The sequence below is a fragment of the Vreelandella titanicae BH1 genome (assembly GCF_000336575.1).
Classification (GTDB): domain Bacteria; phylum Pseudomonadota; class Gammaproteobacteria; order Pseudomonadales; family Halomonadaceae; genus Vreelandella; species Vreelandella titanicae.
The window spans coordinates 553,472-573,825 of record NZ_AOPO01000001.1 but is presented as its reverse complement, the minus strand read 5'-3'; the positions used below and the strand labels follow the sequence as shown (position 1 = coordinate 573,825).

At 49.7% G+C, this 20,354-nt stretch carries 18 protein-coding genes; 13 read left to right on the top strand and 5 right to left on the bottom strand.

Annotated features, from left to right (window positions below):
- Positions 1-70 precede the first annotated feature (70 nt).
- Positions 71-532, top strand: coding sequence for a DUF2892 domain-containing protein (locus HALTITAN_RS02415; protein ID WP_039857563.1), 462 nt, complete (start codon positions 71-73; stop codon positions 530-532).
- Positions 533-1,344: 812 nt separating this feature from the next.
- On the opposite strand, the gene HALTITAN_RS02410 is transcribed toward HALTITAN_RS02415, so the two are convergent.
- Positions 1,345-1,680 carry a hypothetical protein gene (locus HALTITAN_RS02410; protein WP_039857561.1) on the bottom strand — a complete coding sequence of 112 codons (336 nt, stop codon included), beginning with the start codon at positions 1,678-1,680 and terminating at the stop codon, positions 1,345-1,347.
- Between the two features lie 120 nt (positions 1,681-1,800).
- Here HALTITAN_RS02410 and hsdR point away from each other — a divergent pair, with 120 nt between their 5' ends.
- The 7 genes from hsdR to HALTITAN_RS25790 all read left to right on the top strand — a co-directional run bounded on the left by hsdR (position 1,801) and on the right by HALTITAN_RS25790 (position 9,778).
- Positions 1,801-4,245 (top strand): EcoAI/FtnUII family type I restriction enzme subunit R, encoded by a 2,445-nt coding sequence (gene hsdR / locus HALTITAN_RS02405; protein WP_009286134.1) that lies wholly within the window; start codon positions 1,801-1,803, stop codon positions 4,243-4,245.
- 90 nt (positions 4,246-4,335) lie between these two features.
- Positions 4,336-5,832: a type I restriction-modification system subunit M gene (locus tag HALTITAN_RS02400; RefSeq protein WP_009286133.1), complete on the top strand. Its 1,497-nt coding sequence runs from the start codon at positions 4,336-4,338 to the stop codon at positions 5,830-5,832.
- Positions 5,833-5,987: 155 nt separating this feature from the next.
- Positions 5,988-7,538, top strand: a complete 1,551-nt coding sequence (locus HALTITAN_RS02395; protein ID WP_161609167.1) for a restriction endonuclease subunit S — start codon at positions 5,988-5,990, stop codon at positions 7,536-7,538.
- Complete coding sequence (locus HALTITAN_RS02390; RefSeq protein ID WP_009286131.1) at positions 7,535-8,548, top strand: Abi family protein; 1,014 nt, start codon at positions 7,535-7,537, stop codon at positions 8,546-8,548. Before HALTITAN_RS02395 ends, HALTITAN_RS02390 begins: the two co-directional genes overlap by 4 nt.
- Positions 8,549-8,670: 122 nt before the next feature.
- Positions 8,671-8,799 carry a hypothetical protein gene (locus HALTITAN_RS26170; protein WP_268871407.1) on the top strand — a complete coding sequence of 43 codons (129 nt, stop codon included), beginning with the start codon at positions 8,671-8,673 and terminating at the stop codon, positions 8,797-8,799.
- Positions 8,778-9,485 (top strand): PDDEXK family nuclease, encoded by a 708-nt coding sequence (locus HALTITAN_RS25795; protein WP_009286130.1) that lies wholly within the window; start codon positions 8,778-8,780, stop codon positions 9,483-9,485. The genes HALTITAN_RS26170 and HALTITAN_RS25795 overlap by 22 nt, the downstream gene beginning before the upstream one ends.
- Positions 9,437-9,778, top strand: coding sequence for a hypothetical protein (locus HALTITAN_RS25790; protein WP_197671966.1), 342 nt, complete (start codon positions 9,437-9,439; stop codon positions 9,776-9,778). Before HALTITAN_RS25795 ends, HALTITAN_RS25790 begins: the two co-directional genes overlap by 49 nt.
- 248 nt (positions 9,779-10,026) lie before the next feature.
- Here the strand turns inward: HALTITAN_RS25790 and HALTITAN_RS02380 are convergent, their stop codons facing one another.
- On the bottom strand, positions 10,027-10,272 hold the full coding sequence (locus tag HALTITAN_RS02380) for a helix-turn-helix domain-containing protein (RefSeq protein ID WP_039858018.1): 246 nt from the start codon (positions 10,270-10,272) through the stop codon (positions 10,027-10,029).
- Between the two features lie 151 nt (positions 10,273-10,423).
- On the opposite strand from HALTITAN_RS02380, the gene HALTITAN_RS02375 reads away from it, so the two are divergent.
- From HALTITAN_RS02375 to HALTITAN_RS02360, 4 genes are read left to right on the top strand one after another with little or no spacing between them, the layout of a single operon-like run.
- The gene (locus HALTITAN_RS02375) at positions 10,424-10,663 is read left to right on the top strand and encodes a hypothetical protein (protein WP_231896791.1); all 240 of its coding nucleotides are present in this window, start codon (positions 10,424-10,426) and stop codon (positions 10,661-10,663) included.
- Positions 10,656-11,819 carry a site-specific integrase gene (locus HALTITAN_RS02370; RefSeq protein WP_039857559.1) on the top strand — a complete coding sequence of 388 codons (1,164 nt, stop codon included), beginning with the start codon at positions 10,656-10,658 and terminating at the stop codon, positions 11,817-11,819. The genes HALTITAN_RS02375 and HALTITAN_RS02370 overlap by 8 nt, the downstream gene beginning before the upstream one ends.
- Positions 11,820-11,828: 9 nt before the next feature.
- Positions 11,829-12,149: a hypothetical protein gene (locus HALTITAN_RS02365; protein WP_050712923.1), complete on the top strand. Its 321-nt coding sequence runs from the start codon at positions 11,829-11,831 to the stop codon at positions 12,147-12,149.
- Complete coding sequence (locus HALTITAN_RS02360) at positions 12,140-12,424, top strand: hypothetical protein (protein ID WP_039857557.1); 285 nt, start codon at positions 12,140-12,142, stop codon at positions 12,422-12,424. Before HALTITAN_RS02365 ends, HALTITAN_RS02360 begins: the two co-directional genes overlap by 10 nt.
- Positions 12,425-12,510: 86 nt before the next feature.
- Here HALTITAN_RS02360 and HALTITAN_RS02355 read toward each other — a convergent pair whose 3' ends face one another.
- Genes HALTITAN_RS02355 through HALTITAN_RS25175 form a run of 3 tightly spaced genes read right to left on the bottom strand, consistent with a single transcriptional unit; the run spans position 12,511 to position 18,679 of the window.
- On the bottom strand, positions 12,511-15,795 hold the full coding sequence (locus tag HALTITAN_RS02355; RefSeq protein WP_152419213.1) for a tyrosine-type recombinase/integrase: 3,285 nt from the start codon (positions 15,793-15,795) through the stop codon (positions 12,511-12,513).
- The gene (locus tag HALTITAN_RS02350; protein ID WP_009286127.1) at positions 15,792-18,176 is read right to left on the bottom strand and encodes a DNA breaking-rejoining enzyme, catalytic core; all 2,385 of its coding nucleotides are present in this window, start codon (positions 18,174-18,176) and stop codon (positions 15,792-15,794) included. Before HALTITAN_RS02350 ends, HALTITAN_RS02355 begins: the two co-directional genes overlap by 4 nt.
- A gap of 20 nt (positions 18,177-18,196) precedes the next feature.
- On the bottom strand, positions 18,197-18,679 hold the full coding sequence (locus tag HALTITAN_RS25175) for a hypothetical protein (RefSeq protein WP_152419212.1): 483 nt from the start codon (positions 18,677-18,679) through the stop codon (positions 18,197-18,199).
- A 550-nt stretch (positions 18,680-19,229) separates the two neighbouring features.
- On the opposite strand from HALTITAN_RS25175, the gene HALTITAN_RS24420 reads away from it, so the two are divergent.
- Positions 19,230-19,595, top strand: coding sequence for a hypothetical protein (locus HALTITAN_RS24420; protein ID WP_050712925.1), 366 nt, complete (start codon positions 19,230-19,232; stop codon positions 19,593-19,595).
- Positions 19,596-20,354: the final 759 nt, after the last annotated feature.

Genomic DNA, 20,354 nt, shown 5'->3' with positions numbered 1-20,354 from the left:
TAGCGTTAAGATTGTTAGCTCTTGGTTAAAGATATCTTTGGACATGTTAACTTAAGGATAAGGAGGTCACATGCTGCCTTCAACGACTTCACGCGTTGAGCAGAATACTGCCGAAAGCATCAACCAGCATATTCGGCGGCGCACCGAAGACAACATCGCGTACTTTGCCCAACATCGCCATGAAATTGAACAGCGTCTGAACGAGCTCGACCATGAGTGGGATATTGAACGCACTCTGGAAGCGAACGCGGCTACCCTGAGCTTGGCTGGAGTGGCCCTTGGGGCGTTAGTCGATAAGCGATGGCTCCTGTTGCCTGCGGCGGTAACCGGCTTTCTGCTGCAACACGCATTGCAAGGATGGTGTCCACCCATTGTTATCTTCCGTAAACGTGACGTACGCACTTCAAAAGAAATTGACCAAGAACGCTATGCGCTTAAAGCCTTACGTGGAGATTTTTCCCAATTAGAAAGCGTTTCGCCGGCAAGCCCGCATGACCGCATGCATGAAGTGCTGGACAGAGTAGAACGTTAAGAGCGCTCCCGCTTATCCAAGCGAATGCTCGTCAGGCCAAGCAAGTCCGACCCTTAGCGGCAGGACCAAAATGTACATGCCAAATCACCGCTCTGCTCTCCTTTATTAAGAGAGCAGAGCTTATTTCTGCACGCTACACCTCCCCCCAGTGTCTTTCAGTCCGCTGAGTAATGTACTTACCCTGCTCAAGGTTTATGTTTACGTGCTAAAACAGCTGTTCCTGGCACAACTAGAAAGTGGAATACTGCGCAATCATGCCAAACAACGTAGCGCTGTTTGGGCAGAGTTGTATGAGTGGTAATATCCACGAACAATTATTCCACAGTGTTTGAGACTGTCTCGAAACGTTGCTTGGTTGCTTGGATTGCTTCGTTTGAAATACCTAGAACACTAAAATTCTGATAGCCAAGTTTGAGAAGATCATCGGCTAACGCAAATTAACCGCCGCCCACGTCGATAAATAGCCGCACTGCGATCTGGTGCAGCTTGTTGAACGAAATGCAATGACTGTGCAAGGTGTGAACAATGCCAGCTGACTTTTCAACGCCCTCTCAAGATTCATAGTGTCGTATGCTTAACAGGTATAAGACTGCCAACTCATTTATTGAGTTGACCCGCTGGCACGTTCATTTGGGTTATACCGCATTTCATTCACGATCTATACCCTTGAAATCACGTGAAACTAAATACAGCTCGGCAGCAAAGCATCAATATCGTACCGGCTGCATAACACTGTCGAACCAACATGCCTAATTGGCCGCAACTTCCGCTTTGGGTCGTCAGCTGTCCCTTTGCAACAATGCATGATGCGATTATCTATCTGCTGTCTTGCTATCTTGATCACGGAAATAGTCATCGGTAGCCACTAAACCCAAGTTGCCATCCGCTTTCACTACCTCAGCACAGCCATCTTCGCTGAATAAGTTTTGCACACGGCGTTCCTGCTTAAAGTAAGCCAAGGTGCTGAAGAAACAGCTTTCACACAGATGCAATTCGTAACGCTCTCCATCGTGTTGAGACCCGTAGCCCCACTGTGCTTGAAGCGTGGCAAATTCAAGCCCTTCATCCGCTACGCGGGTTGAGGAAAGGCATACATCACAGACCACATCGGTGACGGCATCCACTTCTACTTTTTCGATAACTTTCATTTTTCCCTCCCAAGGCCCATCACCTTAGTTTACGTCAGCCTAGCACGGGATGCTTAAGTCGGCTGAGTATCGTAAGCTTGAGTTTTCAACGCCCAACCCGCGAGACGAGCAGGATCTGCTATGGATAAGAAGGCCCTCAGTGAGCGCGATATTTGCACCAAGTTTATTACCCCTGCACTAGAGCAGACTGGGTGGGACATCCAAACGCAGATTCGCGAAGAGGTGACCTTCACTGCCGGGCGGATTATCGTTCGTGGTCGGATGCATACGCGGGGTAAAAAGCGCCGGGCGGATTACCTGCTGAGCTATCAGAAAAATCAGCCTATCGCGGTCATCGAGGCAAAAGACAACCGCCATCGCGTGGGTGATGGCATGCAGCAAGCGCTAGCTTATAGCGACGCGCTAGACGTGCCCTTTGTGTTCTCCAGCAACGGCGATGGCTTTCTTTTTCATGACCGGACTGGGTTGAGCGAGCAAACCGAAACCACGCTCACCATGGCTGAGTTTCCTTCACCGGAAACGCTCTGGGAACGTTATTGCCAGTACAAAGGCATTCAGCCAAACGCTCGCCCTATTATTGAGCAGCCTTACTATGATGACGGCAGCGGGCGAACACCGCGCTACTACCAGCGCGTAGCAATTAACCGTACCGTCGAAGCCGTAGCACGCGGTCAAAATCGTATTCTACTTGTCATGGCAACAGGCACCGGCAAAACGTTTACCGCTTTTCAGATCATTTGGCGACTATGGAAGTCGCGCCAGAAGAAGCGAATTCTGTTTCTCGCCGACCGTAATATTCTGGTCGACCAAACCAAGAACAATGACTTTAAGCCCTTTGGCCAGGCGATGACCAAGGTCACCAATCGCACAGTTGATTCGTCGTATGAAATTTATCTTTCGCTCTACCAAGCCGTGACTGGTAGTGAGGAAGAGCAAAACATCTACAAACAATTCTCACCGGACTTCTTTGATCTGATTGTTATTGATGAGTGCCACCGGGGTAGCGCGGCGGAAGATTCCGCTTGGCGCAAGATTCTGGACTATTTCAGTGCGGCGACCCATATCGGCCTTACCGCCACGCCTAAGGAGACCAAAGAGGTCTCCAATATCGACTACTTCGGTGCGCCGCTATATACCTACTCGCTCAAACAGGGTATCGAAGACGGCTTTCTCGCACCTTACAAAGTAGTACGGGTAGATATCGATAAAGATCTGCAAGGCTGGCGCCCCAGCAAGGGTCAGCGGGACAAGCTTGGCCAAGAGATTGAAGACCGCATCTATAACCAGAAGGATTTTGATAAACAGCTAGTACTGGGAAAACGCACCGCCTTGGTGGCCGCCAAAATTACCGAGTTGCTGGAAAGTACTGACCCGTATCAAAAAACCATCGTGTTCTGCGAAGATATCGACCACGCCGAGCGGATGCGCCAAGCACTGGTAAACCTAAACCCCAGACGCGTGGCCGAAAATCGCAAGTATATAATGCGCATAACCGGCGACGAGCAGGAAGGCAAAGCCGAGCTGGATAACTTTATCAACCCGGAAGAACGCTACCCGGTCATTGCCACCACCAGCAAGCTGATGACCACCGGGGTAGATGCCCAGACCTGCAAGTTGATCGTGCTCGATCAGCGCATTCAATCAATGACCGAGTTCAAACAAATTATTGGTCGTGGCACGCGTATTAACGACGACTATCACAAGCACTGGTTCACCATTCTCGACTTCAAAAAAGCCACCGAGCTGTTCGCCGACCCCGACTTCGACGGCGAGCCCGTTCAGGTGTATCAGCCCCACTCGGATGACGCGCCGATCGTGCCTGAAGACGAGCAAACCGATGTGTATGGGGTTGAAGAAGAAAGCACTGAGGATGAGACAAACACCGAAGGCGTAGAAGCGGGCTGGGCAGAGTACGAGGTGGACGACAACGCTATCTGGGAATCGGATGACGGTGACGGTCGCGGTACAACCGAGAAGCCAGAGCCACGGCGTAAATATGTGGTAGATGACGTAGAAGTCAGCATTGTTGCCGAGCGAGTCCAGTACCTGGGGCCAGATGGCAAACTGATCACAGAAAGTTTGCGCGACTATACCCGTCAACAGGTGCAAGCGCAGTACGCCACGCTCAATGATTTTTTACGCCGTTGGCAGCAAGCGGAACGCAAGCAGGCCATTCTTGATGAACTGGCAGAACAGGGTGTTTTCTGGGAAGAGCTGACGGCCGAGCTAGGCAAAGCCTGGGGCGCTGAGCCAGATCCCTTCGATGTTATTTGCCATATTGCCTTTGATCGCCCCCCGCTTACTCGTCGCGAGAGGGCCAACGAAGTCAAGAAGCGCGATATCTTCACCCGCTATGAAGGCCAAGCACGCGAAGTGCTTGAGTCGCTGGTAGAAAAATATGCCGATGCGGGCATTGCACCCATTGAAGACCCAAAAGTGTTAACGCTGGCGCCCTTTAGCCGTATCGGCGCTCCGATGGAGCTAGTGCAAGCCTTTGGCGGTAAACTAGGTTACGACCAGGCACTGTTTGAATTAGAAAACGCCCTTTATCGGCCAATTGCCTAGTCTGGACTGGTATCCTTCCCATTTTCCCGACCTGCGCCGTTCGCCGCGCAGGTATGCTTGTGTCACTTTAATAATAGGTAACGATTCACCATGGCCATTAGCACCACGATTAAATCCATCCAAGACATTATGCGCAAAGACGTTGGCGTGGACGGTGACGCTCAGCGTATTGGTCAGTTGGTGTGGCTGCTGTTTCTGAAGATTTTTGACGACCGCGAGCAAGAGTGGGAAATGTTCGATGCCGCCTATCGCTCGCCCATTCCTGAGCCGCTGCGCTGGCGTAATTGGGCTGCCAACCCGGAAGGCATGACCGGCATTGAGCTGAAAGACTTTATCGATAATATGCTCTTTCCTGGCCTGCAGCAGTTACAGCCCAGAGGAGATGACTACCGTGGCGTGGTAGTACGCAACGTGTTTGAAGACGCTTACAACTATATGAAATCTGGCCATTTACTGCGCCAAGTGATCAACAAATTACAGGACGGCATCGACTTCAATAAATCCACCGAGCGCCACGAACTCGGCGGGATGTACGAGCAAATTCTCAAAGACCTGCAAAGCGCCGGCAACGCCGGCGAGTTCTATACACCACGTGCGGTGACCGAATTTATGGTCAACCGAGTAGACCCGAAACTGTATGAAAAAGTGATGGATCCGGCCTGTGGCACCGGAGGCTTCCTCACCTGCACTATCGAGCACAAGCGCAAGCATTACGTGGAGACGACGCAGGACGAACAGACCCTGCAGAAGAGCATTCATGGGGTCGAGAAAAAGCCCCTCCCGCACCTGTTGGCCACTACCAACATGATTCTGCATGGCATCGAAGTGCCGGATCAGATTAAGCACGACAACACCTTGGCCCGCCCGTTGATTAGCTGGGGGCCAAAAGAGCGGGTGGATGTCATCGTTGCCAACCCGCCTTTTGGTGGCATGGAAGAAGATGGCATTGAAACCAATTTCCCCAGCGCCTTTCGCACCCGGGAAACTGCTGATCTGTTTATGACTCTGTTCATTCATCTACTCAGGGACGGAGGCCGCGCAGCCGTGGTGTTGCCGGATGGCTTTTTATTTGGCGAAGGCATGAAAACCCGCCTCAAAGAAAAGCTGCTGGAAGAGTGCAACCTGCACACTATCGTGCGCCTGCCCAACGGCGTGTTTAATCCTTATACCGGCATCAAGACCAACCTGCTGTTCTTCACTAAGGGTAAGCCTACGGAAAGCGTGTGGTATTACGAACACCCCTACCCGGAAGGCGTGAAGAACTACAGTAAAACCCGGCCCATGCGCTTTGCCGAGTTCCAGTCCGAAATCGACTGGTGGGGCACCGAGGATAATGGCTTCGTCAGCCGCGAGGAAACCCACCAGGCTTGGAAGGTCTCTATCGAGGAGATCAAGACTCGTAACTACAACCTGGATATCAAGAACCCCCACAAAGGCGAACAGGTCAGCCACGACCCAGACGAACTGCTGGCTAAGTACGAACAGCAACAGGCCGAAATCCAGGAAATCCGCCACCAGCTTCGGGACATCCTGGCCGATGCGCTCTCTCACAACAGCGATGAGAACACCGGCGGAGGTGCGGCGTGAGTGCTCGGGAGCTGATTACCGAGCATCTGGATTTGTGGACCGGGGCGGTTACTAAGAAGTCCAGCAGTGGCCGGGGGAATAATGGTAAGGTTGAGCTGACTGGGATTAAGAGACTCCGAGCCTTGATTCTAGAGCTCGCTGTGAGAGGGCAACTTGTGCCTCAATCTCCCGAGGACACTTTGTTCAGAGAACTTCTGCTGCAGCTGCGAGGAAACCATGCGCCCATCAAAACACGGAGCCGGAGAACGATATCGGGCGAAGTGGAAGAAGATGAGAAACCTTTCAGCATCCCGAAAACTTGGGCATGGACAAGACTCGGAGAAATCGTTGATGTCCTAGACAGCCAGCGGAAGCCAATAACAAAGACTGCTCGGAAGGCAGGCCCCTTCCCATATTATGGTGCCTCCGGAATCGTTGATTATGTTGACGGCTATCTATTTGACGAGTCATTGGTGTTGGTTGGAGAGGATGGTGCAAAATGGGACAAGGGCGAAGCGACTGCCTTCTCTATTTCAGGTAAGAGCTGGGTTAATAATCATGCCCATGTTTTAAGGCCAATAAGAGAAGCTGTTACCGATGAGTATTTGGTGTACTTCTTAACTGCAGCGGACTTGAACCGGTTTATCACAGGGATGACTGTTCCGAAGCTTAATCAAGCACGACTGTCATCGATACCTGTCGCGACTCCTTGTCTTGAGGAACAACACCGCATCGTCCAAAAAGTCGATGAATTGATGGCCCTCTGCGACCGGCTTGAGCAGCACACCAGCGACCAACTCGACGCCCAAGAAACCCTCGTGGACACACTGCTTGGCACCTTAACCCAATCCGCAAATGCTACCGAACTGGCCGACAACTGGGCCTGCCTCGCCGCCCATTTCGATACCCTGTTCACCACCGAACAGAGCATCGACAAGCTCAAGCAGACCATCCTTCAACTGGCCGTGATGGGGCGGTTGGTCGAGCAGGATGAGAGGGATGGGTCTGCCATCGACTTACTAACTCAAATTCATACAAGAAAAACTAAACTAGCTGGCAACAAAATAATCAAGCGGCCTAGACCCCTGACTCTACTGGGCGATGCTCAGCACAGTTACATAGCGCCTTCACACTGGGCTTGGGCTTCATTTCAGGATGTTGCTGACGAGATATCGACAGGGCCGTTTGGCTCCATGATTCACAAGCATGACTATGTTGAAGGTGGAATTCCTTTAATTAATCCGTCGCATATGATCAAGGGCCACATCAAAGAAGACTCATCAGTGAGTGTCTCCATGGCCAAAGCCGACGAACTATCTAGCTATAGACTAGCCACTGGCGACATTGTGATGGCTAGACGGGGTGAAGTTGGGCGTTGCGCAGTAGTGACAGAAAAAGAGGCTGGGTGGTTATGTGGCACTGGCAGCTTCGTACTCCGGTTTCACCCCTCTATGAACAGACAGTTCATTCTGCTGTTGTTTTTAACGGACACGGTTAGAGAGTACCTAACTGGCAACTCCGTCGGCACGACCATGACAAACTTAAATCACGGCATCTTAAAGAAAATGCCGGTTGCCCTGCCGTCTCCAGAAGAACAACAGCGCATCGTTCAAAAAGTCGATGAATTCATAGCCATCTGCGACCAAATTAAAGAACGCCTGAACCAAGCTAGCAAAACCCGCTGCCAATTGGCCGAAGCGGTGGTAGAGAATGCGGTGGCAGAATGACCGATTACTCCAAGCCTTGGCTCAGCCATCTTGAGCAATTGCAGCAGCTCAAAGATCGTGGCCTTACGGTCACAGATGACCAGCGTGGGTTGGCTCACCTCCAACGAATTGGTTACTACCGGCTAAGCGGGTACTGGTTCACTTTCCGGCAGCGTTCAGGTGCCTGCACGCCTTTAAATAAACACGGCAAGCCGCTGCTTAAAAAGGGCAAAACGGATCACCTAGCATTAGATACGTTTAAACACGGCACGACTTTTCAGCAGGCTGTTGACCTTTATGTGTTTGATAAACGGCTGCGTCTTCTCGCGCTGGATGGCCTTGAGCGTATCGAAGTTGCGCTGAGGGTAGATATTGCCCATACGCTGGGGCGATTAGATCCGTATGTTTATTTGAACCCTGCACTGCTGCACGATGAGTTTGCCTATAAAATCGATCAGAAAACAGGCGTAACACGTCTGCACAAGTGGCAAGAAAGTCACGCGCGTTTAATTAACCGTTCTCGGGAAACGTTTATTGAACACCATAAAAAGAAGTATGGCTTACCGTTACCGATCTGGATTGCCAGTGAAGTATGGGATTTTGGCACGCTTTCGCATCTGTTCGGTGGAATGAGAGAGGAAGAGCAGGATGCCATTTCCGTCCGTTATGGTATTAGCAATGGCCGCGTATTCGCTTCTTGGCTGCGCAGCTTGAATTATTTACGCAATGTCTGCGCCCATCACAGTCGATTGTGGAATCGCAATATGACTGACCAACCACGAAAACCCGGCAATAACGAAGCCACCTTGTTTTTCCAGGGCTGGCAAGATTCGCACGTTCAGGCACGCCCATTCTTACTGCTATGCATTGTTCAGTATCTATTGATGACGATTAACCCGACGAGCACTTGGTGGGCTCGCTTATCAGGCTTGTTAGGCAGTTTCCCCGATTTACGCGAAGCAAGCCTGGATTTAAAAGGTATGGGAATTATAGAAGGTTGGGAGCAGTGGGAGTGGGAAGCAAGGCAATAAAAAACCCCTAAGCAATGCTACTGCGTGGCAGTCTCACCGATAGGGGCCGTGTTGCAGTAAATACTAGGCCCCCACGTTTCGAAATACAACACTTTTTAACACCTGTAAGATAGCGAATTAACATGGCCATCGAACAAGGCATCTGGAAACTCGCGAGCACTCCTGGCGCGTTGCTGCAAAAGCTGCGCCCAGCGGGGCTGGCGCATGAAAGCCTGCTGGAAGAGCGGTTATGCAGGATGTCTCGATTCTAAATCAGGACTGGCTGCTGATTGGCCGCCAGGTGCGCACTGGCTTCGACAAGTTGATTGATCTTCTTACTGTGGACGCCAATGGCTCTGTCATCGTGATTGAGCTCAAGCGCGATAAGACACCGCGTGATGTGGTGGCTCAGGCTATCGACTACGCCCCCTGGATCGTGACACTAACGGATTACCAGTTAATCGATATTTACCAACAGTTCGCTGAGCGCTATGCGCGCCCTTACGCCACGCTGGAAGAAGCCTTTGAGGCCAAATTCGGTATATCACTAGACGGTGTCACGCTCAATGAAAACCATCAGTTGGTGGTGGGCGCCACGCAGCTAGATGCCAGCAGCGAACGGATTATCAACTACCTCAACGAGCATGCTCAGCTACCGATTAACGCCATGTTCTTTAATGCGTTTGAGGATAACGGCAATCGTTATCTCAGTCGCGCTTGGATGATCGACCCGGACGAGCCGACTAACCCCATAGACAGAAAAACCAATAAAGACCCTGGAACGGGGAGTTTTACGCCTCCTTTGGCGATGAAAGACCATGGGAGCAAGCGCGGCGTTTGGGCTTTATTGCAGGCGGTGGCGCCGCGTGGTATTCCAAAACTCTCTCAATGCTCTCAGAGGGCGACCGTGTGTGGGTCAATATTCAGAAAACGGGCTATGTGGGGGTCGGTGAGGTAATTGGCGAGCGCTTCCGTGCTACGGAGTATCACTTCGACACAGAAAACGGTGCTAAAACGCTGTTAGAGCTTGCTTCGGCTAGCGAGTACCCACACCTTTATCGAGAGTGTGATGATGAAGAAGAGAGCGCCGAGTACTTGGTACCAGTGCGCTGGCTTTATACGGTAGAGCGCACCGATGCATTCAGCGAGGTAGGCTTGTTCGGCAACCAGAACACGGTCTGCAAACCCACCACGCCAAAGTGGTCGCATACCGTGGAGCGCCTGAGACAGGTCTGGCTACTGAAATGCTAAAGCAGGTCTTATTCTTTAGGGGCGGTTGTGTCGCTGCCTTATTAATATGGAAATAAATCCTCACCTAGTATCATAAAATCTGTGGAACCCTATCAAACTTCAATTCCTAAGCGGTTTACCTCTTCCTAGTATTACCCCTTGATAGTCTCTCAATTGTTATCGGTTTCACGAGCGTCGTTATAATATTTAGGCTTCTTTTCTTCCATGAGTCGAGATAAGTGGCATCTGAGTATTAGCCACTCCATCGGTTATGCTGTTGGTTCAGACTTATCAGGTATTGGGACGTGCTCGATGATGTCTTCGACCTTGCATTTAAAATAATCACATAGTCGATCAACATTTTCCGTTCCCGTGTTGTAACCACGCTGATTAGCGATTTTTGACAGCGTTGTGCGATGGATGCCTGTGGCCTGAGATACTTCATCAATAGTAACCCGCCTATTTTCTTGAAACCCTTTCTCAGCAAGTAGCTCTTTTAAGCGAAATCGAATCATGAAAGTAGCCTTTATCAATTGGCTGCATCCTATCAAATATTTTAACTTCCCGCATCTTATGTTGAGCAAAAGCTACAAAATGCGCTTGACAGCATCTTTTTAATGCCTATTATGTAGCGTGTAAGCTACATAAATCCACTAAAGAGCACATATGATGTCTATCCACTACTTAACTACGGGTGAGCTTGCAGAGCGCATCAAATACGATGCACGCACTATCCGTGAACGTTTAAAAGATGACGTTTTTATTGAAGGTATTCATTACATCCGCCCGTTTGGCGGCCGGAAGATTTTGTACCTTTGGGAGCCCATCGAGCGCGATATGCAGCTTCACTCGAAAGAGGAAAGTATTGGCGTACCAATGGCAGGGGGAGGTGTGTGCCATGGGTAAAATTGTTGCACGCCAGGAAACAGGAAAGCTGTACTTTGACTTCCGTTATTTAGGCAAACGCTGCCGAGAACAAACGTCACTAGATAACACGGCGGCTAACCGGAAAAAGCTAGAGCGGATTCTGGAGAAAATTGAAGCGGAGATTACGCTGGGCTCGTTTGATTATGGGCGCTACTTCCCGGATAGCCCACGAGCAAAGACGTTAAGCAAGCGGGCACTGACTACCTTAGGAGGTTATCAAGCGACGCCATTACTGCGCGGCTTTGCTGAGACTTGGTTTGCGGAGAAAGAAATCGAATGGCGCGAGTCACAGATCATCACCGTGCAAGGATGTCTGGATCGACATATTTTGCCAGCGTTAGGGCATAAGGAAGTCGGCAGCATCACCCGTGCAGAGATTCTTGAGTTCCGGGCCTCACTCGCCAAAGTAAACACCCGGAGCGGCAAGAAACTCTCTGCTAGCCGTATCAACCACATCATGACGCCATTGCGCATGATGTTGAATGAAGCCGCCGACCGCTATGAGTTTAGCTCACCGTACCGCGGGATTAAATCGCTCAATGTGCCACGTACCGATGTGGAACCGTTTTCCCTATATGAGGTGCAGCGGATCATCAGTAACGTCCGCGACGACTTTCGTCAGTACTACACCGTGCGCTTCTTCACGGGCATGCGAACGGGCGAGATTGACGGCTTAACCTGGGAGCATGTGGATTTCTCCCGACGTCAGATTCTAGTGCATCAAGCGATGGTGAACGGCAAGGTTGTGCCCACTAAGAACGATGGGTCCTTTCGTGCGATTGATATGTCGCAGCCGGTCTTTGATGCCTTGAAAGCTCAGTTTGAAGTCACTGGGAAGACAGGTCTGGTCTTCACGACGCGTAAAGGCACCGCGCTATCGCATCATAACGTCACTAAGCGCGTCTGGTATCCGTTGCTAGAAGAGCTTGGGATGAATAAGCGACGGCCTTATCAGACACGCCATACCGCGGCGACATTATGGTTGGCGGCAGGCGAGAGCCCCGAGTGGATTGCACGCCAGATGGGCCATACCACAACGGAAATGCTTTTCCGTGTTTACTCACGCTTTGTGCCCAACCTAACGCGCCAAGACGGCTCTGCGTTTGAGCGCATGCTTAACCAGAAACGCGCCTAGGAGAAGACGATGAAACAGCTCAATACTCTAAAATTGAACCGCGACGCTATCGAACACTCCATGCGCGTTACGGCAGCTATCCAATCTCAGCGACGCCTTGAACGGCGTTTGGCGGAGTCCTTGGCCGCCGCCACCAGCTTAGCTTCTGGCTGCGCGCTCGTAATGTGGCTTGGTGATGGGCAAGAGAACAGCAACCTTGATGCGCTAACGACCTGGGTAGGGCGCACCCTTCAACAACTTGGCCTTGACGCTAATCGCCAAGCGATCCCGCGTCTTCTTGCGGAATTAGAGCGCACATTGTGGGCCTGGGAGGATCAAGCATGGCAGTAACATCGCAGATAACTACTCAGAAGGCAGGACGTCAGTTTGAAGGTGAGGTTTACGTTGCTGGGGTCGAGGGGCCTGAATGGTTGATGCAGCATCAGGTTTGGTCGCTTTATTTGATTTGTGAAAAGGGGAACTGCCGTTTTTATCTCACAGATCGCCATATTACAGAGCAAGGTGTACCGCTAATGGGCCAGCGCATTCAGGTGACCGTTAAGTGGGCGAATTTCGCTAGTCAGAAGCTTTGTTTCATCACCTGTTATGAGGTGTTGGTCGGTTAGGGTTGGTACGGCTTTCACCATCCATTATTTAACTTATCCCCACCCCCTATTAGCAAAGGCGGTGGGGATAGTATTCTAATAAATATCTAGACATTAAACACTCTGAAACCACCCACCAGCATCATCATAAACACAGCAAATCTAAAGGCTTCCCATAGCGGCTGTTGACGATCTGAGTAATGACCGCGCGTGATTTTTAGATTGACATTGCCGTACCAGTACCTTGTGCGGCCGGAGGATGAAGATGTCGGTACAAGCTCGATACGTTTGTGAGGAATGTCAGTGGCATTAGACCAATAATTTTTTACCGGTTTATCTTTGGCCCCTTCTCCGGTTTCAACGATTAGGTAAGTGTGTTTCACACAGCGCAACGGCCGAAGAAGTTCCAGTACAGCGTTTATAGACTCCGCATCTGGGAGGGTGATATGTCCAGTACTTCGCTGCATACAATGGAACAGGTGAGTTGAGCCTACTTCAGCAATTGCTATGTTCTGTGGACACCAATCCATCAATTTGTGAAAAAACTGCCCAGCTTCTCGTAACACATGAGGTTTTATGGGCGGGGCCATGCAGCTGTTCAGTTCAGGCATATAGATGTTTTGGGATGCGATTAACTCACCTCGTTTAACGTTTTTATTGCGGCTGAATTTAGGATTACTTCGGCGAGTTGTTTGGGCCATAAGGTACTCCCCGCTTGCTATCCAACTTTGGAATTCTACAGGGTCGAGTACGAAACGTTTTGTAACTTGTGTTATTGCATCGCCCATGGACATCCCATGATGCTCTAGCTGTTCGAAGAGTCGTAGGCTCTGATAAATCGCGGTGACTTCAGGAAAATTACTACTTGTTTTCAGTACAATGTTCAATGGATTCTGGCTAGGTGCATGGTAGGGCTTCCACGCTGTCTTACTAAGAGAATCGGCCATAAAGTCATGCCATTGATCTTGTAGGTGCTGTAGTAACTCACTCCCGAGGGTGGGGTCTTTAAGCCCCCGCCGATGACGCCAACTTGTAAGCGCTGTTTTGGAGGGCAGGTTGAGTAGTGTGAGTTGCTGATCAATGCTTAGGGCTAGATCAAATTGTTGGTTTAGGGTTTTTCCTAGCGCCCAATCTAGTAAATGGCTATACGAACTGAGTGTTTCGTCGGGGCTGGCATGCCCCGCCCATAGTGCAAGTTGCCATAAGCGCTTACGGGAGGTTCGGTGCAAGGGCGGTAACCCTGCTAGGTCAGATATATCAACGCTGACATTGGGCAAAGCAATTTGGCCGTTATCATCGGTAGTCCACTCGCTGCTCAGCAGTTCGTCTGGTCTTCGTTCAAGCAATCGCAGTAGCGTAAAGGTGACGAAGCTGTGGCGAAGGTGGTGATAACGAAGATTCTTATCACCACTAACGGCTTTGAGGGCGATCTGAATCGGCCTGAAAAGCACGTTGTCTTCTAGCAATGAGTTACCGTCTCCACTACGGCAAAACAGTAGCTGCTTTTCGACGGAACGTGTCGTAACTTCGCCACGGCGCTGTTGTACCCAGTCGGTTAGCAGCGCTCGTTCTTCCGGCATCAATAACCATAGTGGTAGTCGTCGTGTTGCTGAGTAGCTTTTGCCGTTGTGAAATTTGTTCGCGCGTACGATGACGTCCCCTGACATTTCAGGTCTGTCCGGCAGATAGGCTATGTCATGTAAAAGCAGTGAGGCGCATTCATTGCGGCGAAGTCCTAGTCGATAACCAAGTATCAACGCAAGTTGTTGCATGGTTTTGAAACGTTGAGTCTGTTTAGACGATTCAATCATAGCGATCGCCCGACGGTATTCGGCGGGCGTAATAACATTCACATCTACGCGACGTTGTTGCTGGCCAGCTGCCTCAAACGCCATGGGCGGAACAGCATAGGCGTTGGATAAATAATGATGAAAATCGCGTAAACGACTTTGCGTTCTGATGCGGCTGGCCGATGTTTTAGCGTCATTAAGCACAGTCTCGTAAAGCTTTTCCCATTCATCGGTGGTGGCGATTTCCAACTCGTCAATCGTGTGTTCGTGAGTAATCAGCGGACGTGCAATAATAGAAAGGTAGGTGGCAACTGTACTGATGGTTAATGTAGATTTAACTCGACCTCCTTTACGGATCAGCGTTTTACACCAAGCCGCTAATAGCGTCATCATGACGCCGTTTTGCTCGGGTGTGGCTAAGAACGTGTTGATGTTGGCAATGGCCTTGGTTTTTCCTGTTTTTCGAGATGAGGAGGCTGCAAAACAGGCCTGTAGCTGTCTGTATCTCTTAAGCTGATCAGGGTACGAGCGACCACGCGCCGGGAATACAGTAAAGGCTGGATGAGTGTCTTCCTCGTCTTCGGTTACTTCATCTGTAGTAACGGACACTACCTGTCGGCTGACAAGTCGACGCCATGCGCTCGGTCGTAGCGATGAAGATGCGTCTGCGTGGCTAGCGTAGTGGGTTAAGAGAGGCGGCATTTCCATCGATGCCGATGTTTTTGCGACGGAAAGAAGCGCTGTTAGCCTCACTCTAGCCAGTTCGCTGGAGAGGCGTTTTGCGTAATAAAGTAGACACGCTTCGGCGCTGTCAGACGGCGGCCAGCTGCGACCACGTTGCTGGTAGTAATTCAGTAGCAAAAGCTGACTCATAGGGCTCAGAAAGAGGCGTCTGTATTGGTAGTGTTGTTCATACTCCAAAATATTATCAGGTGACTCGTCAAGACAGGCTTTAGCCGAGTTGGTTTCCTTTTTGCTACCGGATCTTCCGGCTTGAAGTTCTTTTTTCAGCGTTAGATAGGCCATGTTCTTCTCAAACGCGATACCGTCAACGACGGCTGTAGGAACCTGTTTTAACCCCTCTTTATTGAGTAACGCGCCTTCGCGAACCAGCTGAAATAAAAAACGCCCCGCCAGCCATTTTTTTAATTCATCCTGCCGAAGGTTAGTGGGTGGCAATAATTGATCGTGCTTGTTTACAGCGGTATCCCAGCCGTGTAGCTGACTAAAAGAGTCCGTCGTGACTGGTGGCGATTTGCGTGGCAGCGTGACCATAGGGCTTGGAATACTCACTCGCCAATCCAGTTCTCGCGTGCCGCGCTCCAATCCTTTCACTAAAAAATTATGCTGTTGGCGTAGCTTTTGTGGGCTTGTGATCGTGTGAAGCGACTCAAACGCATCGCTGGTAGCTCGTTCAGGAAAGTCCAATCCAAGGCGTCCTTCCATGGCCCCCGGCACTCGAGCCTCTAGCTGATTTAGCGCTGAGGACAGCTCTTTGTATTTTTCGCGTGCGCGTTGATAGCGCCGCGACGCTTCGCCGTCAGTACTTGCTTGTATCGGAGGCGTTAATTTCCAGCCGGCCCAAATCGATTGTTCGCTCATAGCACCGCCCCCTCGATGGCTTTCCATCCCTGGTGCTGCATGATTGACTCGATGGCTGAGCTAATGTGCTCACGATACTCGAGTGGGCAAAATGTTGAATATTTTGCCCACGGCTCTTGGCCGGCATCCCAGTGGCCCATATAAGCATCGACTAGCTCGGATGAGCAGCCGCTTTCTTTAAGCTGTGTATGAAGAAAGTGGCGGTTGATGTTAAGTGGTGGAGAGCCTGGCCAGTCCAAGTGTTCCTGAAGTCTTTTAGGTGTGACCTGTTTGGGATGGCCGTATGTATCTAAAAATAGAAAAGGACTTTCCCACGCCTGCTGCAGATATAGCTGTAGGCGACTTACAATTGCTTCACGATGACGCAGGTAGTGTTGGAGTTGTTGCACCATGATACTTGGCAGCGGCAAAAAGCGAGCGTGGCTCTGTGCATCATCGGTTTTATCAGCGATGACCATCATGCGGCGTGACAACGATAGTTGGTTCCATTTCGGCAATGGGTCGCGAATGCTGCGATAACCGGTGCAGAACATCAGCATTGCCAAGGTGTAGGCCGTATAGCTGTTATGTACACTCACCGTCCGCTGAAACAGTGAACCGCTCTGATCGGCTGTCATTAACTGTTGTTGCATATGAGTTATCAGCTTCTCAACATACGCCGAGGTGGGAACTAACTGAGAGCCTACGTAGTGAGCTGTTTGCTGTTGTGAATCTGAAGCCACTGCTGTGTACTTAGAGTCAGCGGTTGTTTGCCCCTTTTCGGTTTTAGGTTTTGGCCACTGTTGCTGGATTACCCGCATGGCATCCTGGTAACGCTTTATCAGGTAGTGATTGCTAGGGGCGAAATAATACAATGATGCCTGCTGGCCAAAAGAGGGTACCCGGGCGGTTATCAAACAGGCCGCAGTTAGATCTGCATCACCGCTGTTCAACGTATTGAAGAGATGCATGCCAAGACGGTGTACCGTCAGTCGGGAACCTGTTTTCTTATTAGTGTTGGCAAGCAGTTTTTTAAGCTCGCTCGTGAATTGCTGTTTAAATTGGTCGGGAAATAAGGTAACTGCCCGCTTCCTTACTCGGTGTCCTCTGTGTCTAGTCAGTAAGTCTACGAGCGGTTGCAAAAATGCTGGAATCGGTAACACGAGATGCGCTTGTGTATTACGCATGGCGTGGCGCCACTGGCTGCTCAATTGGCGGCTATCCGGAGGTCTTATAACCCCAGTTATCCAGCTAGTCGAGTCAGACAATAAATAGAGTGACTGAGCATGAAGTGATGTTTTGGGTACTTGGTCAACGCGCTTTATGACATGCGCATCGAGTACGCTTTCCAAGCTTCGGCCGGTCATCAACATTAGACCAAGAATACATTTTAAGAAATCGTGGTTTTGCTCTGTACGATTTAGCTCAGCGTGTAGATGATGTAAATCGTATGCAGTGAGCTGCTCCCATCGGCCGGGTAAAAGCTGTGCCGATTTATCTAGATGCAGTTGCTGGGATCTGGCGCGAAAAACAGATTGAAGCGACGAATCGCCCTTCGCTAACGCTAATGGCTTGTCGCTCTGTATCAGTTCAATCGATGAGCGCTCTTCAATGGCAGAGAGGCCCGCTTTGCGTATGGTGCTGTAGTCTGCTGTTTGAGACGGGAAAGTGATTACTGAACTCGATAATGCTAACCATGGCTCATCGGGGTCTACGTCAAGGGGTCGAGTACGTTGAGGTAGTAAATAGTTATCGTTATCTGCTTGCTCAGCCCGGTAATTTTTTCGTGGCTGCCGATCATTGAGAGCGTACGCAAAAAAGCGCTCTAATTCTTGTACATAAACTTCACCGCCATCTGCCGTTCTTCCGGCAAGCGTTTGGCAGGATTTTAATAATTCATGAGTGGATTGATCCCATGGAGCAAACCGGGCCAACCTATCAGCATCCATACGTCGAGCAACTTTACAGGCTGCTTCAAGGTTTTTTTGATAAGTGGCCATGTTGAGACGTTTCTTATCATCGGCTGATAGCGATTGATGTTCGGCTAATGCCTCAATCTCTTTTCGCCATTGAAAAGCCGCGTTGATAATATGAGCGAGAAGCTGTAATCGATCTTCAGTGTCGATATGCTTAGATATATTATAGAGCGCGCCGTGGATCGGGTTAGTGCCGTAAATGCCTTTTTCGCCCTTACCTGACTCTACTTGAAACTCGATATTTTGGTTCTCAAGGGCGGAGATCAAATCTCTGATCGTTGTTAAATCCCAGCAGTCATCTCCAACAATAATAAGATGCTGAAGCGTGGCAATCAGAGCGGGAGAGAACTGTGAAAACGAGAAGTAGTCAGCGCGAGGCTGTATCGCATCTTCAAGAAGCAATGTTAGAGATACATTTAGTGTCACCTTAAAGGCCCTTATCTAGGTCAGTATTTTCTTCGGTTGAGGCCAATTGCTTCTAAAAACGATTTTTTAAATTGACACTTAGTCGATATTAACTCTAATACATCCGGAAAGTTGTCTTTCGTATGAGTTCGTAACTCTGAAAAATATGCACCTGCTTTAACTGGATCTAAAGATAAAGCCAAGTCGCTACTCATGTTTAAGGTTAGTGCAACTTTATTTATGTCGCTTTGCAACGGTGGCGCAATCAGGTTGATTCTGATTTTTGAAGAAGCAGGGAGACGTCTGGCAAGTTCAAGCGAACGAAAGTTACCAACACATATGTATTTCTTCCCTCTATTATCATTGTTCTTTTCATAAATTATAGGTGGTGAGTGAAGAACCGCTAGTTTGATGGCTTCCTCAGTCAGATCTCGCGCGTCTCTCAATAGCGGAGGGCGTAGCATAAGTGTTTTTAAAATATCGTGAGTGATATGCTCAGAGATTTCTATCTGAGACGCTGTCACAAGCTTTGAACCTAAGGGATTTATCATCAGTTTTAAGGTGCTTTGGCTTCAGGTTTTTATTTAATCTAACTGTGTTTTTGGTGAAAATCAAGACTATTTTTACATATAAAATTCACCTGTTAAGTTTGAATTTAGAAGTATCGGTATAAACTATATACGTAGTGAAATAGGAGTGCTTAATGAGTAGGTGTAATATACGTATTACTGATATTACACCTAAAAGAAGAGTGCTTAAGCCGGTTGGTAGTTCTTCTGGCTGCTAATCCGTCCATCCTCATGCGGAGTTAAATGAAGGTCCTACCGCCATGCTCAGCATGATTTGAAACAAAGATAGCTTCGCTCTATCTCAAGGAGGCTAGTGTCAGCGATTGATCGATCGCGATTGATTCATTGTGGAGGAGGGGGGCAAGTCTGTATTTGTAAGCTCAAATTTGCCGGTGGTGCGTATGCTGCAGGTGTGTGGGAGATTTGTGAGAAGGGAAGCGGTCGGCGCAAGAAGCGCACTATAATGTATGCTTAATGACGAATTCTGTTGAGAAGGAGAGCAGAGATGCCGGACGATCCTGTACTTAGCGTTTTTGCTTACCGGGCATTTGATCTGCGTGATCATTTTCCACAGCCATTAGAGACTTTCCGTGATGCGTTGGAATGTCTTCAAAGCGAAGATGCCTATTTGCCTGATATGACGGGTGAAATCGTAGCGTATCTGCGAGGCGGTAAAGCACTAACGATTCCAGATGAATTCTTTCTGCGCCGTTTGGACGGTGACGCATCCCTGGTTCACCCAGAAGAAAACGATGTTGTTTGTGATTCAGTGGAAAAATGGCTTCAGGAGACATTGAGTCAGACACAGCCCATTACAGAAGCGTATACCGCTTCATCGGCCTATCCAAGGCGGTTTGAGTTGACGAGCTGATGAGAACGTTGGGTCTCGCTCCAGAAAATGAATGGGCGTATCGTTTGATGAAGCTTTACTTGCCGTCAGTTTGAATGATGCTGCCTATTCACAACTGATAGCGGGCGTCGCCGCCTAATACCGCTGAGGCACAGAAGGTCAAATGAAACCCTATCCAGACAAGTTAATGCGTAAACTCAACCTTCCGCATACTGAGTCGGCGTTGGTTCAGCGCATGACGCCGTGTAGTGCTCATGCGGACGACCTCGCCCAGCTATCCACGAATGAACTGGTCCCAGAAAAAAATGACAGTATCTCTTCCCTGCACGACATGCATCATCATCGGAGAGAAAATTAATCATTACGCTTCAAATGGCTGTAGATGCGTTGATGAGTGTCATTATTAGCTACTACTGCGCGGGACATGTGCTTCGGCCCATCAAATAGGACAGCACATTGGGCTAGGTGGCGAGGCAAGTTTGTTTTGTCCTTTGTCAGTGGGAGTGACTATGGCCTGTACTTGTGGTGGAGAACTTATCAGACTTAATGGCACAAAGCCCGATTGCCATGCAGAGATAGTGTTCAAGAAATGTTTACGTTGTGGTTCAACTTGTTGTGCCGTGCTGTCCATCTATGGCAAAGCAGTGTCTTGGGATTATCAAGACCACTTGGTGGCGCAATGCTGGTTCAATTCATTGACGCTAAACCGCGCTGATGAGCTATATCGGTCTGTCACGGCACTACAGTCAGTCTTAGAGGTGCCTCCCGAGAGCTAGACAC

Bases quoted from the DNA above. Each gene is read 5' to 3' on its own strand.
- HALTITAN_RS02370 (WP_039857559.1), top strand. From the start codon at position 10,656: ATGGGTAAAATTGTTGCACGCCAGGAAACAGGAAAGCTGTACTTTGAC.
- HALTITAN_RS02390 (WP_009286131.1), top strand. From the start codon at position 7,535: ATGACCGATTACTCCAAGCCTTGGCTCAGCCATCTTGAGCAATTGCAG.
- HALTITAN_RS26170 (WP_268871407.1), top strand. From the start codon at position 8,671: ATGGCCATCGAACAAGGCATCTGGAAACTCGCGAGCACTCCTGGCGCG.
- HALTITAN_RS25795 (WP_009286130.1), top strand. From the start codon at position 8,778: ATGCAGGATGTCTCGATTCTAAATCAGGACTGGCTGCTGATTGGCCGC.
- hsdR (WP_009286134.1), top strand. From the start codon at position 1,801: ATGGATAAGAAGGCCCTCAGTGAGCGCGATATTTGCACCAAGTTTATT.
- HALTITAN_RS02415 (WP_039857563.1), top strand. From the start codon at position 71: ATGCTGCCTTCAACGACTTCACGCGTTGAGCAGAATACTGCCGAAAGC.
- HALTITAN_RS02400 (WP_009286133.1), top strand. From the start codon at position 4,336: ATGGCCATTAGCACCACGATTAAATCCATCCAAGACATTATGCGCAAA.
- HALTITAN_RS02365 (WP_050712923.1), top strand. From the start codon at position 11,829: ATGAAACAGCTCAATACTCTAAAATTGAACCGCGACGCTATCGAACAC.
- HALTITAN_RS24420 (WP_050712925.1), top strand. From the start codon at position 19,230: ATGCCGGACGATCCTGTACTTAGCGTTTTTGCTTACCGGGCATTTGAT.
- HALTITAN_RS02355 (WP_152419213.1), bottom strand. From the start codon at position 15,795: ATGAGCGAACAATCGATTTGGGCCGGCTGGAAATTAACGCCTCCGATA.
- HALTITAN_RS02360 (WP_039857557.1), top strand. From the start codon at position 12,140: ATGGCAGTAACATCGCAGATAACTACTCAGAAGGCAGGACGTCAGTTT.
- HALTITAN_RS02380 (WP_039858018.1), bottom strand. From the start codon at position 10,272: ATGATTCGATTTCGCTTAAAAGAGCTACTTGCTGAGAAAGGGTTTCAA.
- HALTITAN_RS02410 (WP_039857561.1), bottom strand. From the start codon at position 1,680: ATGAAAGTTATCGAAAAAGTAGAAGTGGATGCCGTCACCGATGTGGTC.
- HALTITAN_RS02375 (WP_231896791.1), top strand. From the start codon at position 10,424: ATGATGTCTATCCACTACTTAACTACGGGTGAGCTTGCAGAGCGCATC.